This window comes from Solibacillus sp. FSL K6-4121 (assembly GCF_038002585.1).
Lineage (GTDB): Bacteria > Bacillota > Bacilli > Bacillales_A > Planococcaceae > Solibacillus > Solibacillus faecavium.
On sequence record NZ_JBBOCS010000002.1, the window covers coordinates 527935 to 542787 of the forward strand.

Sequence of the window (14853 nt, forward strand, 5' to 3'; positions counted from 1 at the left end):
TAATAAGAATGAGGTTTTTTATTTGGATAAAATTTCAAAATAATAGTTTACAATATTATTCTAACATTGCATTTCAGAATATTCAGAAAAATATATTGTAATTATCCAGTTTCAACCATATAATCAGTTTTAACAAAGTTAACTGGTACGGACGTTATGATGTTCGGACCAATGGAGGTGGACAATGGATGAACTTTGAGAGCCATATTCCATTACATATTCAGCTGAAAGATTTGTTGAAAACTGAAATTTTTGATGGAAAGCATGTTGAAAAAATACCGAGCGAACGAGAATTAATGGAGCGTTTTACGATAAGTCGTTCGACAGTAAGAGAAGCAGTAAGTCATCTTGTAAATGAAGGGGTCCTGAAAAAAATACATGGGAAGGGCACGTATATTACAAAAAACAAAACGGTGCATGACTGGTTAAATACTTTGAACAGCTTTACAGATACAGTGCGGAATATGGGGATGAAGCCCGGTGCTAAGCTACTTCATGCAAAAATGATCGACAATTTTCCGGAACTGAAAGATTTGCTGAAGCATTCTACATTATTTTCAATTGCGCGATTACGAACTGCTGATGACCAGCCCATTGCGATCGAACGGCATTATTATAATCCGCATTTAGGTCAACAAATTTCTGATTACGATTTAAACACGGCCACAATTTATGATGTTCTTGAGAAAGATCTTAATATCGCTATTATTGAAGCGGAACAAACTGTAAGATGCCACCCTATAAGTCTAGAAGATGCGAAACTATTAAACCTTCCGCCTAATATTAATGTTCTCTGTGTAGAAAGAATCCTTTTAGGAGCACAGGGTGAAATAATTGAATACTACAGCAGCTTATTTCATCCGGAATTATATATGTTAAAACTGAAAACGAAACGAGCGGTACAGGGGGTTGGCTAATGAATAATGAATTATTTTTACCTAAGCATGTCGTAAGTGGTATTGGCTCATTTAAGCAACTGCAACACATTGCGGAACAAAAAAATTGGGTAGCCCCTTTTTTTATCTATAGTGCGAGTGCGCTTTCTGAACAGCTTGATACGTTGAAGCAACAATGGAGTCAAGGGAGTTTTTTTGAAATCACTAAAGGTGAACCTACCATATCTGAACTAAAGCGGGCCATTAAAGAATTAAACAGTGGGCAAAGTGATTGTGTCATTGCTATTGGTGGTGGGAGTGTCATCGATCTAGCGAAAGCAGTGGCTGTATGTACGATAAATCCGACATTAGCCTTAACTGATATTCCAAATAAGCCTTTTTTAGACCGACTCCCGTTAATTGCAGTGCCTACAACAGCAGGTACTGGTTCGGAGGCAACAAAAATAACGGTGATTACTGATGAGAAACTTCAAACAAAGCTTAATCCTGCCCATCCAAGCTTAATACCAGATGTGGTCATCTTAGATGCATCGTTTACGGTGAATTTGCCGCAGCACATTACGAGCTTTACGGCTTTAGATGCACTGACACATGCAATAGAAGCTTATGTTTCAACAAAGGCAAATGACATGAGCGATTTGTATGCATTAGAAGCTATTCGACGATTGAAAAATATAGAAAAAGTATTCAAAGAGCCAACTAATATTGATGTACGTCAGGATCTGCTTATCGGAAGCTTTTATGCCGGGATTGCCTTTTCCAATGCATCTACTAATCTAGCACATGCTACAGGCCGAGCATTAGGGGCAAAATTCCATATGCCGCATGGTCAATGTGTCGCACTGATGCATCCGTTTGTCATTGATTTTTCAATGGATAGTGCATCTGAGCGCTATAAGGATATTGCAAAAATAATCGGCATTTCTGATCAAATGGCGTTAAGTGCTTATTTGAATCAGCTGAATACAGAGCAACAAGTTTGGGAAAGTGCAAGCTTTTTAGCACCTTTACTGACCGATGAAGTAATTGAACACTTAGCAAACCAAGCTCTTACTGGAAATGGAATCGTAACAAACCGACAAGTTCCAGCAAAAGAGGATGTTGAGTCTATTTTTAAAGCATTAAGAAAGCGTTTACAAAATAAAGGGGGAAATAAATGATGGTATTGATGACGGGTGGAGAAGTTGTAGCGAAAATGTTGGCAAAAGAAGGGGTAGACAACGTATTCGGAATTATAGATGGTACGTATTTTGGCTTTTATTCAAATTTACAGAAGCACGGTATCGAACTGATTTCACCGCGTCATGAAACGAGTGCCGCTCATATGGCGGGCGCATATGCCAGAGTGACAAATCGACTAGGTGTTTGTATGGCAAGTAATGGTCCAGGGGTAGCGAATATTTTACCAGGTCTCGTTGTAGAAGAAGCAGAAGGAAATCGGGTTCTTTGTATTACGAGCGCAAGACGTACAGGCATCATGTACCCGGATCGTGGCGGAACATATCAATGCTTCGATCAAACGGCTACGATTAAACAGTTTGCAAAATGGAGTGAAGCGGTGCCTTCTTTTGACCGTATTCCTGAAATGCTGCGGATGGCTTTACGTAAATGCTATGAAGGGCGCCCAGGTGTCGTCCATCTGGACATTCCGGAAAATATAATGAACACAAAAGTGAATTGTGACCTTCATTTTTGGGAGCCGTCCGAGTATCGTATGCTGGAGCTGCCGAAAGCTTCGAATTATCAAATTGAACGTACAGCGCAGCTTTTAAAGTCTGCTACATTCCCAATCATTCATGCAGGTAGCGGGGTGATTCATTCAGGAGCAAAAAGTGAGCTAACAGAAGTAGCGGAAAAATTGCAGGCGATGGTCACGACAAGCTGGGCGGGACGCGGTGCGATGAGTGAGGAAAATCCGCTAATGATGCCAATGGTGCATATTGAAGCGAATAATAATGTAAGAAACGATGCGGATGTTGTTCTCGTATTAGGTTCCCGCTTAGGCGAAACGGATTGGTGGGGGAAAGCACCATATTGGAACGCCAATCAAACGGTTATCCAAGTAGATTTAGAACCGTCCATTTTAGGAGCAAACAAGCCTGCCGAGCTTTTAATTCAGGCAGATATTAAAGCGTTTTTACAGGACCTTTTAGTAGCGCTTAATAATAATGACTTTGATCAACCGGTCGATACAAACCGCCAACAATTAATTGAAAAGCATTTGGAAAGTAAAAAACAACATCGCAAAAAATTAAATGAACATATTGCGGATAAAAATAGCCCATTAAATCCAGCACAAATTCCGCATTTAGCTAATAAAATATTCCCGAAAAATACACCACTCGTTATAGATGGTGGCAATACAGCGATTTGGACGAATTTCTATTATGAAGTAAATGATGAAATGCCGTTACTATCTACTTTTAAATTTGGAATGCTTGGTGCAGGGTTGGGGCAGGCGTTAGGGGCAGCAGTAGCAAAACCGGAGCAGCCGGTTCTATGTATTATCGGTGACGGTGCAATGGGCTTCCATCCGCAGGAAATCGAAACGGCTATCCGCAATAATCTTCATGTCGTTTTCATCGTACTGTGTGATAAACAATGGGGCATGGTAAAAATGAATCAGCACTTCGCATTAAGACCGTTAAAAACAATGTGGAAGAAAACACTCGATCCACATGAAAGCATTAATGCGGATTTAGGTGAAATTCGTTTTGATAAAGTCGCAGAAGCGATGGGGGCACATGGTGAATTTGTAGACAGTATTGAACAACTTGAGAACGCACTACGTACATCGATATCAGTAGGGAAATGTACAGTTATTCATACTGAAGTTGACCCTGTTAAGCATATGTGGGCACCAGGACTTCGTTATTTCAAAGATATGCATGCCGAACCGAAAGGAAAATAATGTATGGGAATCGATTCTATTCAAATCAACTTTAATGAAACTGCGTTATTAATTATGAATATCGTGATTGGTTTTATTATGTTTGGCGTAGCGCTTGATTTACAAGTTTCGGATTTTAAGAGATCGTTAAAAACACCGAAGCCTGCTTTAATCGGCCTTGCTTGTCAATTTTTCCTATTACCGGCGATTACATTTGTGCTCGTCAGTATCATCCAGCCTATTCCGAGCATTGCGCTAGGTCTGTTTTTAGTCGCATCTTGTCCTGGGGGGAATTTATCGAATTTCTTAACACATTACGCAAAGGGTAATACCCCCCTTTCAATAAGCATGTCAGCTATTTCGATGGTAATTGCAATCGTAATGACACCGCTGAATACAATGTTTTGGGCATCGATGTACGGACCGACAAAGGAAATTATGACATCGTTCAGTATTAATGTAGTGGATATGTTTACGACCATTTTCTTTATGCTGGGATTGCCTCTTATTGCTGGGATGTATATTCGAAAGGTCATGCCAAAATTTGCGGCACGATTCAATCAAATTATGATGAAGCTATCGATTGTTATTTTCGTTTTATTTGTCATCGTTATGGTAGCGAACAATTTCGATGCATTTATTGATAATGTAGGAGCAGTTGTGTGGGTAGTAATTATTCAAAATGCACTAGCTATATGCATAGGTTACTTTGCATCACGCGCATTAAAGGTAGTCGATCGGGATCGGCGTGCCATTGCCATTGAAGTTGGTATTCAAAATTCGGGTCTTGGGTTAGTATTAATTTTCAACTTTTTTGGAGGACTTGGTGGAATGGCTCTTGTCGCAGCATTTTGGGGTATTTGGCACATCATTTCAGGACTAATCATCGCCACTTACTGGTCAAGACGTGATCCGGATAATACCGTTACAGTTCATCAGGAGGTCCATACATGAAAGTTCTCATAACAGGTGCAGGCGGCTATTTAGGGCAGCAGCTCGTCCACCATTTATTACAAACGACAAGCCATACGATTATCGCTGCAGATATTAGGGAAACATCACCGTTTGAAGCACACAACAATTTGCACTATATCGTTTTGGATGTAAGATCTAACGAAGCACAAAAGTACTTTGAACAATATGATGTCAATGTAGTCGTTCATTTAGCTTCTATTGTGACGCCAGGAAAGAAAAGTAATCGTGAATTTGAATATTCAGTTGATGTTTTAGGAACAAAGAATATTTTAGAGGCATGTGTGCAGACAAATGTGAAGCGTATTATTGTTTCATCAAGTGGTGCATCGTACGGGTATTATGCGGATAATGCCGATTGGATTGAGGAAACCGATCCGATTCGCGGTAATGAAGCATTTGCATACTCCTACCATAAGCGGTTAGTAGAAGAAATGCTTGAGCAATACCGATTACAGCACCCTGAGCTTGAACAGACGATTTTTAGAATCGGAACGATATTAGGGGAAAATGTACGCAATCAAATTACGAATTTATTTGAACAAAAAATGTTGGTCGGTGTGGCGAAATCCAAAAGTCCGTTTGTCTTTATTTGGGATCAGGATGTTGTAGCTTGTTTTGCACAGGCCATTGATAGTGAAACAACTGGCATTTTCAATTTAGCTGGCGATGGTGCTGTCACAATCGATGAAATTGGGGCTTTATTGAATAAAAAAGTAATCAAAATACCCTCGAATGTGATAAAGGGCAGTTTGTTTATTTTAAAAAGGCTGAATTTGAGTCAATACGGTGAGGAACAAGTTGATTTTCTACGCTATCGACCAGTGCTTAGTAACCAAAAGCTTAAGGAAAGTTTTCAATATGTCCCTAAAAAATCTTCCATCGAAGTATTTGAATATTATATGAAGAGTCGTATGAAAGCGCAAAGTAAATAGAGGGGGAAAACGGATTTTCGAGTAGTTTATCGAATCCGTTTTTTTATTTGTAGGTCTTTATGACCGTGTATTTCGTCATTTGTTGACAATGGTAAATGGGAGTGTTCGAAAAGTCGGTTAAAATTTCATTTTGCGACAAATTTTTTAAAAAAGTCTCGTTAATTTTACAAATTATACAAGATATATTGATAAATGATATAGTATTTAAAAAATACCGCTTTATACTAGAGAAATGGGTAATCTATTTTAGGGGATGAGTAGATGATTAAAGACAAATATCAAATCATGATGTGTGATCGAATTAATGCCACAATACAATCATGGGAACAACAACCAGCGATCCAGGAGCATGATTTATACACGTTCCTACATAATTTAAAGGGTACTGCGGGCTCAATTGGTATGGAGGATTTATCAGAAATTTCCGGCCGGAAGCTCGATTTGCTAGAGGAAAACAGTAAAAAAGCATGGACTAAAGAAGAGTGGAAAGATTTAATCGTGCAGATTGAGGAAGTTGTCAGCTTCTTCGACACAAACCTGCAGCGCAGTAATGCAGATGTAAATGAAATCAGTTATATAAATGAGCAATTTAATAAAAACTTTATACTAGTGATTGACGATGATATGGTATTTGTTTCGTTTATTAAGAACGTTTTGGAAACGAAAGGTTTTATAGTAATTGTTGCACATAATGGTCAGCGTGGTTTAGAGCTGATCTATGAGCTAAACCCGGCACTTATTTTTTTAGATATCAAGTTACCGGATATTAATGGGTTTTCTATTTTGGAAAACATTAATAAAGTCAGCTCCAATCATATGTTCGTTACGATAATGAGCGTGGATGACAGCAAGGAAAATCGGATAAAGGCTTATGATTTAGGTGCAATGGACTTTATTAAAAAGCCACTCGATGGAAATATTTTAGCTGCCTATGTAAGAAACCGCTTATCATTTAAACAAGCACTTGAACTTTCCATTGTTACTGATGAGTTGACACAAGTGTTTAACCGCAAATATATGAACTATCAATTAAGTATGTTAACGGAGCAATATGAAAAAGAACGAAAAACATTTTCTGTCGCAATTGCAGATATTGATTATTTCAAAAAGGTGAATGATACTTACGGCCATATTAAGGGTGATGAAGTATTAAGAGGTTTTGCTAAGACCGTGATGGCTGCAAAGCGGAATGAAGATATTTTCTGTCGTTACGGCGGAGAGGAATTTGTCCTCATTATGCCAAATACTACAAAAGAAGCTGCTTATGGCGTTATAGAGCGGATTAGAAGTTTAGTCAGTGAACAGCACTATATAGGCAATGAAAATGTATTTGAAATTACTGCTTCCTTTGGATTAACAGAAATTGATGAAACTAATAAACATCCAAAAATGTTGCTAGAACAGGCAGATCGAGCACTATATAAAGCAAAAGTATCAGGCCGTAATCAATCCGTTGTGTTCACAGAGGAGGAAACATATAGCATTATCCAAAAGGTGACATTAATCGTTATAGACGATGTTTCGATTATTCGTAAATTTATTACAAATCATTTCGCCGAGATTAAGTTACCGGAGGATTATATACTGGAAATCATAACATTTGAAGACGGCGTAAAGTTTTTAAACTCCAATTGGTACGACAAAAACACGAAATATATTATTCTGCTAGATGGAATTATGCCGCATATGGATGGTTTGGAAGTATTAAAGGAAATCCGTAAAAATCATTCTTCAAACGATGTGATTGTATCGATGTTAACCGGTCGTAATGATGAGGAATATGTACTGGAAGCATTCGCTAATGGCGCGGATGACTTCATAGTAAAGCCGTTTAATATAGCGGATGTTTCGAACCGGATTTTGCAGTTGGCCAATCAGTTATTTGTAAAAGTTCGTCAATAGGGGGCAGAACAGTGAATAGAATTTTAATCGTAGATGATGAAGAAATATTAAGAATGCTTATTTGCGACACACTGGAAGAATTTAATTTTACCATTGATGAGGCGGACAATGGCTTAGATGCATTGAACAAGATGCAGCAAAACAGTTATGATTTAGTTTTTCTCGATTATATGATGCCGGATTTAACCGGTATAGAAGTAATAGAAAAGCTTTCTCCTGAGTATAAAGAGAATACGCCGATTGTGATGCTGACTGCGAAAGCGCAGGAATCGGACCGTCAAATTGCAATGCAAAAGGGCGCTAAATATTTCATCTCAAAACCATTCAGCCCGATAAAATTAATTTCCTTTGTAGAGGAGCTAAGTAATGCCTAAATTAATTCCCACAGTAAAAAAAAGTGTCCGAAATCAGTTTGTTCGGATGCTTGTGTCGATGCTATTTTTATTTATATTATTTGTGGGGGCATTTTTTGTATACACAAGCTTAACGAATGAAAGATTGATAGAAGAACGCGACGACATCAATGAAAAGGCACAGCTCGTCAGGAAGTTGGATGAAAGCTTCAATGGGATTTTCTTTCGCTCAAGAGGATATTATGCTTTTAAAGCGACCAATGAATTAAATGCTCTTTACGATGAAATGAATAGGTTTGAATTGCATCTAGAGGAGTTTGGGAAATTGCCGCTTTCTAATGAAGAAAGACTTTTATATGAGGATTTAAGTGACTTTATAATTGTTTACCGAAATGAGATTCTGCCAAAAGCAATGGGCTATGTCGAGGAAGATAATTACGAAGCGTTGCGTGAATTGTCTAGTAGTGGAACAAATGATTTGGTAAACAATTTCATTTCCTATACGAAAACATACACTGCCGAAACGGATTTAATCGTAAGGGATTTATTTAATCGAACACTAGAGCAAGTGCAGCTTTTGACAGTTTTATATATATTATTTGGCATGATTGTCGTAGTCATTATCGGAATCATATTGCGGAAGGTTATTCAAAATTTAATTTCGCCAATTGAAAAGTTAACAACGGCAACAGATGCCTTTGCTAGTGGCGTCTATGTAGATATAACCCCACTTAAGAAGAAAGAGGATGAGCTCGGTTTATTAGCTACTTCCTTTTATAATATGACGCTATCCATACAGGATAAGGAAGAAGTATTAACGACTCAAAACGAAGAATTAATGGCACAGCAGGATGAGCTTCAGGGGAACCAGGAACAGCTGAAACAATCATTGAATCAGCTGCAGCAATATAGTGAGCTGAATCACGTATTGACTTTCACATTGGACAAAGGTAAGTTGCTGGAAGATTTGCATGCCTATTTGCGCAGTATTTACGAGTTCGATTCGAGCCTCCTGTATTTAGTAGGGAGCGATGAATATGTATCGAAAGGGCTGGCAAAGGAGACAACTGAACGATTAATCAAAAGTCTAGATATTGATAAAATTGCCAGGCTGGAAGAAGAAAAAACATTTGTCATTTGTCGGGAAGTTAATCCCTCTCATCAACATATAGCGGGCGCAACCTATTATGCATATGATTTATATTCATGTATACTAAATTCCGAAAAAAAGATTGTCGCTATCCTATTGGCAACACGCGAGGGAAGAAAGTTCACGGCAACAGACTATTCAGATATCAATGGTCATATGAATCAAGCCTCGATTGCCTTTGAACGGATATTTATGTATGAGGAAGTAGAACGCGCAAGAAAACTAAACCAAAGCATTATCGATACAACAAATGAAGGAATTCAATTCGTCTCGATTTATGGGGAAGTATTGCTTTTAAACGAAGCGCTCTTTAAAATTATTCGCTATCCGCATTATGAAATTCAGGATAAAGTCCCGCAGGAAGTTTGGATGAAGCATTTCCAAAGGATGGTGTGCGAACCGGAAGAGCTTATTTCGTTCTTAAAGAATGCCATTATTGAACAATTTACGAATACGAGAACAATGCGTTATTCGATAAACGATGACATCACGGCATTTATAGAAGTTTATGCGACAAGCGTATTTGAAGGTGATGAAAAGGTAGGTACAATGTTTGTTCACCGTGATATTACGAGTGAATACGAAGTGGATCAGATGAAGTCAGAGCTTGTGAGTACAGTAAGCCATGAACTACGTACACCACTATCGAGTGTATTAGGCTTTACCGAACTGCTATTGACGAAAGAAATGCAGCCAGAACGCCAAAAACGTTATATAGAGACGATTCATAAAGAAGCAAAACGTTTAACGAACTTAATTAACGACTTTTTGGATCTTCAGCGTATGGAGTCAGGAAGACAAGTGTATGTCATGGAGAAAGTAGCGTTTAATGAAGTAGTTCAAGAAGTATTGAATAAATTCGACTTTAATTCGCAATATAAAGTTCAATTTGAGGACTTATCCGAAAGTACATTTGTGAAAGCGGATGAAGAGCGTCTAGTACAGTTATTAATCAATTTAATCGGGAATGCGGTTAAGTTTTCTCCAAATGGCGGCGATATTATTATTCGGGCGGAGAAAAGTGAGAACTGTCTCAAAGTATCGATTCAGGATAATGGGATCGGCATACCAGAAAATGAAATTCCGACATTGTTCCAGAAATTTAAGCGCATCGATAATAGCTCCCGACGGAAAATAGGGGGTACTGGATTAGGTCTCGCTTTAAGTAAGGAAATCGTTTCAAATCATAATGGGGAAATTTGGATAGAGTCTCAGGAGAATGTTGGCACAACGGTTTACTTTACATTACCATTGTTTGAACAAGCCAATATTGTAAATAGGGAGGACTTATCTGGGCATAGGTCAAGTTCCAATCCAACGGTTATGATTGTAGAGGATGATTTTAGCCAGGCACTGTTATTATCGGAGGAGCTAAAAAGCAAAGGATTTTCGATTTTATATCATGAGGATATCGAGCGAGCAATGGACGATGCTCAGCAAGTACCGTTAGTAGGAGTCGTTATGGATTTGAAGTTTGGAGAGAATCTACTGGGAATGGATTTAGTCGAGTTTTTACGTACGAATGAAAAGACAAAAGACATACCAATTATTATTTCGTCTGCATTAGATAAGTCGATGGTTGATGTGGAAAAATACAACGTAGAAAAATACTTTACAAAGCCATATCCGCCTGATGAACTGTCTACACTGTTATTAACTTTAATCGAAGAAAGATAAAATGGATAGGAGGTGGGAAAATGGCAGCCAACATTATCTTTCATTTAGATATGAATAGCTTTTATGCATCTGTCGAACAGGCGCATGATCCAAGTTTAAAAGGAAAACCAATAGCTGTAGCCGGAAATGTAAAAGAACGTCGCGGCATTATTGTGACAAGCTCTTATGAAGCGCGCGCAAAAGGTATTTATACGACGATGAATGTAGCAGAAGCAAAAAGGTTATGTCCTGAGCTGCTATTATTACCACCGGACTTTCCGAAGTATCGAGCAGCCAGTGCAGCGATTTTTTCTATATTACGAAGCTATACAGAAATCGTCGAGCCGGTATCCATTGATGAAGGTTATATGGATGTAACTGAGCTTTCAAAAACGCGGCACCCGTTACAAGTAGCGGAGGAAATTCAGCAACGCATATTACATGAACTTGATTTACCGTGTTCAATCGGTATAGCCCCGAATAAGTTTTTAGCGAAAACGGCTTCGAATATGAAAAAGCCGATGGGGATAACGGTTTTAAGAATCAGGGAATTAAAAGAGCTACTCTGGCCGCTACCTGTCGTATCAATGCACGGAGTCGGGGAAAAAACTGCGAAAAAATTAAATTCCATTCAGATTTTCACAATCGGTGACTTAGCCAATGCCAATGAACGAACTTTATACAGGGAGCTAGGCAAAAATGGTGTCCGTCTGATTAAGCGAGCAAATGGCATAGATAATCGAGCGGTCGATCCAAACTCGATATTCGATACGAAAAGTGTCGGCAATTCAACGACGCTGCCGAGGGATGAAAGTGAGTATTACATTTTAAAGGAAACGTTTGAGAAGTTAAGTAAAAGTGTTGCGGAACGGTTAAAAGTTAAGTATTTAGCAGGAACAACCGTAACGATTCAAATTCGGAATTATGATTGGCAAAATTCATCACGCAGTAAAACGGTTCGTAATGCCGTTCATCAGGCAGATGAAATTTTTGAAATCGCCTGGAAGTTGTTCACGGATTACTGGGATGAAACACCTGTCCGATTATTGGGCGTTACTGTTTCGAATGTGGTGGATCAGTCAGAACTGACGCAGCAACTCAATCTATTCAATTTCGAGCAGCATATTAAAGACGAGCCGATTGTCCAATTAGTCGATTTAATTGAAACGAAATTCGGTAAAGGGACGATCAAGCGCGGTGTCCGGGTGAAATCCAAAAGCTATGCCTCTAAAACAAGCTTTAGCAAGGACTTTTTGGATGATCATATGAAGTGAATTTTAGAGTGGGACTACGAAACATACTAACATTAGTAGTACAAACCAAGACCATGGTTTGTGCTACTATTTTTTTATAGTAAAAGTAAAGAAAAGCCAAACTGACACAACCTTTTCGCCACTTTTGAGCACGGGGACTTTAATCGCCACTTCTTTCACGATATTAGTCACTTCAGTTCACATATTCGCCACTTCACCACTGATATTCGTCACTTGCATTTTTATTGTCCACTTCAGCACACTTATTCGCCAGCTCACCGCCGATATTCGTCAACTGACACAACCTTTTTCGCCACTTTTGAGCACTGGAACTTTAATCGCCACTGCTTTCGCGATATTAGTCACTTCAGTTCACTTATTCACCACTTCTTCACCGATATTCCTCTCTGTGGGGAACGGCTCTACTTGAGCGTTTCTCTCAAAGATTGAGGCATGACATTATTTTACCTTTATATTTTCTATATACAGATCAACATCTTTCATTAATTGTTTGAATAAGACGCGGTTTTTCTTTTTAATATTGATTTTCTTTCTTGCAGATTTTAAAGAGAATTCTTCATGAACAATACAGCTTCTAAGATTTGCTAATAATTTAGTATTATTTTTAAAATTTAAATGATCTCCCAATTTCTCTTCTAAATCAAGAATGATATTTTTATCGGATGTATTTTTATATTTATGCTTAAAAATAACTTTATAAATGTCTTTTAATAGTTGTTCAGTTAATGAATACAGCTCTACTGTGAGCGTTGCATATTTTCGATCTCTGCGCCTTCCATAAAATTCGTCCAATTCATAATTGCTTAATAGCTCCACCCATTTAAAAGTACCTGATTGATTCGAAGTATTTTTTACAACTTGCTGAAATTCCTTTTCAACTAAGTAAAGATCTGCAAATGCATGGTCCTTTAATTTTTTAATTTCTTTCTTTTTACTCATCTGAAACACTCCTTCCATCGATTGATTTTAATGTTCATTCGGTGTTGCGCCATTGTGCAGCAACTCGCCTATATTTTCATACCCGAAATATTGTGCTATTCAACCTTTTTTTCCCTCCCTGACACGACAAGGAGGCTTTTTTATAAGGAATGTTTTGACTTATTTCAAGAAAAGGCAAAGTTCTTGATGAGAGAATGTTTTATTTAATGCGGAACGTGGAAAAACCCATGAATAGGAGGGATGATGATGGATTATAATTTATTTGGCAAATCCGATTTGAATGTTTCTAAATATGCTTTGGGTACGGTAATGTTCAGTACAAATGGTCTTGAAGAAGCAGGGGCGATGGATCAGGCAACGGCAAACTATATGGTGGATTATGCATTAGATCATGGCATCAACCATTTCGATACAGCGAATATGTACACGAAGGGTGATGCAGAGGTTATTTTTGGCAATGCGATAAGAAATAAGCGCCAAGATATGATTATCAGCAGTAAAACAGGATTTCAACTGATAGATAAACCCACGGATACAGGCGCTATACTGAACGTTGATTCATCTATTGATATACTCTTAAAAAGACTTGGTACGGACTATCTGGATTTATATTATGTACATTCCTGGGATGGGCAAGTACCGGTAAGCGAAACTGTCGAAATGATGAATGACCTCATTAAGAAAGGGAAAATTCGTCATTGGGGGGTATCTAACTATAGCGGCTGGGCGCTTGCGAAGACACATACGTGGGCAGTAGAAAATAATATGATCCCGCCAATTGCACAGCAAATCTATTACACACCAGAATCACGTGAGGCAGAGTACGAAATTTTGCCGGCCGGTAAAGAGTTAGGGATTGCTAATAGTATTAGATCTCCACTAGGCGAAGGGCTGCTCACTGGTAAATATACAAGAAATAATAAAGCGGAACTTGCTACAAGGCAAGGGAATGGTTGGCCGGAAACATATATTAAAAACCCGGATTTATTTTATAATTTAATCGATGTATTGCAAGATGTGGCTTCAAAACATAAGGCGACAGTAGCGCAAGTTGTTCTAGCATGGTTACGTGATCGACCAAATGTAGATTCAATTGTTTTGTCGGCAAGAACGAAAGAACAGTTGCATGAAAACATTGCATCCTACAGTCTGAAATTAACTAACGAGGATATTTCACAAATTAATAGTGTCTCAGCACTTGAACCGATTTATCCATTATGGCATCGTGCAATCAATTCATTAGATAGAGCTTCAGATGCAGAAAAGGTATATTTAGATGAATTCAATAAGTTAATTGAAAGCAAAATTTAATAATATATGAGACGAACAATCACGAATTGCTTAAAATATCGTGATTGTTCGTTTTTCAAAATACTGAAATTTATGTACATAAGGGAAAAAATTAGTATGAACGATCTGAATAGGGGGGGCATTGGTTTTTGCTTGACGGTTTCGAGAGAAAATTAGTTGTTCGGAGTGAAGGCGGCGACTCCCAGGGGATAAGCAAAATTTATTTTGCGACGAGTAATCGCAGGAGCACGCGGGAGAGCGAAAGGAACAAAAGCTAAAAACGCCACGTCCTGTGGCAACGCTTTTGTGACCAACATCCTGTTGGCCTCGTGCCCCCAGGAAAGCGTCCGCCGTAACGGAGAACAACGGCTACAAAGTAGACAGATAATAATAATCCTTATCTTTTATAGTCACCTAATTCATTGAAACTATACTTCTGATTACTAAGTTTTATTTATATTTTAAATAACTGTAAATATGTATATCCTATAAAAGTCTAAAATTTGACATTTATATGAGAATAATTTTCATTTAGTTAGGTAACATCGAAATACCCATGCTATAATAGGAGGGATTTCATTCTTCAGGAGGACATA

General features: G+C 38.2%; 11 protein-coding genes. 10 read left to right on the forward strand and 1 reads right to left on the reverse strand.

Annotated elements, in window-relative coordinates:
• Positions 1 to 188 precede the first annotated feature (188 nt).
• The 9 genes from MHH95_RS12125 (at position 189) to MHH95_RS12165 (ending at position 12028) form a co-directional block, all read left to right on the forward strand.
• Entirely contained in the window at positions 189 to 917 is a 729-nt protein-coding gene (locus tag MHH95_RS12125; RefSeq protein ID WP_191699142.1) for a GntR family transcriptional regulator, read from the forward strand.
• Complete coding sequence (locus MHH95_RS12130) at positions 917 to 2056, forward strand: iron-containing alcohol dehydrogenase (protein WP_340727776.1); 1140 nt, start codon at positions 917 to 919, stop codon at positions 2054 to 2056. Before MHH95_RS12125 ends, MHH95_RS12130 begins: the two co-directional genes overlap by 1 nt.
• Positions 2053 to 3807, forward strand: a complete 1755-nt coding sequence (locus MHH95_RS12135) for a thiamine pyrophosphate-binding protein (protein WP_340727777.1) — start codon at positions 2053 to 2055, stop codon at positions 3805 to 3807. The genes MHH95_RS12130 and MHH95_RS12135 overlap by 4 nt, the downstream gene beginning before the upstream one ends.
• A gap of 3 nt (positions 3808 to 3810) precedes the next feature.
• Positions 3811 to 4740, forward strand: a complete 930-nt coding sequence (locus MHH95_RS12140) for a bile acid:sodium symporter family protein (protein ID WP_340727778.1) — start codon at positions 3811 to 3813, stop codon at positions 4738 to 4740.
• Positions 4737 to 5693: an NAD-dependent epimerase/dehydratase family protein gene (locus MHH95_RS12145; RefSeq protein WP_340727779.1), complete on the forward strand. Its 957-nt coding sequence runs from the start codon at positions 4737 to 4739 to the stop codon at positions 5691 to 5693. The genes MHH95_RS12140 and MHH95_RS12145 overlap by 4 nt, the downstream gene beginning before the upstream one ends.
• Positions 5694 to 5954: 261 nt before the next feature.
• On the forward strand, positions 5955 to 7595 hold the full coding sequence (locus MHH95_RS12150; RefSeq protein ID WP_340727780.1) for a diguanylate cyclase: 1641 nt from the start codon (positions 5955 to 5957) through the stop codon (positions 7593 to 7595).
• A gap of 11 nt (positions 7596 to 7606) precedes the next feature.
• Positions 7607 to 7969: a response regulator transcription factor gene (locus tag MHH95_RS12155; RefSeq protein WP_340727781.1), complete on the forward strand. Its 363-nt coding sequence runs from the start codon at positions 7607 to 7609 to the stop codon at positions 7967 to 7969.
• Complete coding sequence (locus MHH95_RS12160) at positions 7962 to 10775, forward strand: ATP-binding response regulator (protein ID WP_340727782.1); 2814 nt, start codon at positions 7962 to 7964, stop codon at positions 10773 to 10775. Before MHH95_RS12155 ends, MHH95_RS12160 begins: the two co-directional genes overlap by 8 nt.
• Before the next feature lie 20 nt (positions 10776 to 10795).
• Entirely contained in the window at positions 10796 to 12028 is a 1233-nt protein-coding gene (locus tag MHH95_RS12165; RefSeq protein WP_340727783.1) for a DNA polymerase IV, read from the forward strand.
• Positions 12029 to 12466: 438 nt separating this feature from the next.
• On the opposite strand, the gene MHH95_RS12170 is transcribed toward MHH95_RS12165, so the two are convergent.
• Complete coding sequence (locus tag MHH95_RS12170) at positions 12467 to 12967, reverse strand: nucleoside-diphosphate sugar epimerase (protein WP_340727784.1); 501 nt, start codon at positions 12965 to 12967, stop codon at positions 12467 to 12469.
• Positions 12968 to 13213: 246 nt separating this feature from the next.
• Here MHH95_RS12170 and MHH95_RS12175 point away from each other — a divergent pair, with 246 nt between their 5' ends.
• Positions 13214 to 14278: an aldo/keto reductase gene (locus tag MHH95_RS12175; protein ID WP_340727785.1), complete on the forward strand. Its 1065-nt coding sequence runs from the start codon at positions 13214 to 13216 to the stop codon at positions 14276 to 14278.
• Positions 14279 to 14853 lie beyond the last annotated feature (575 nt).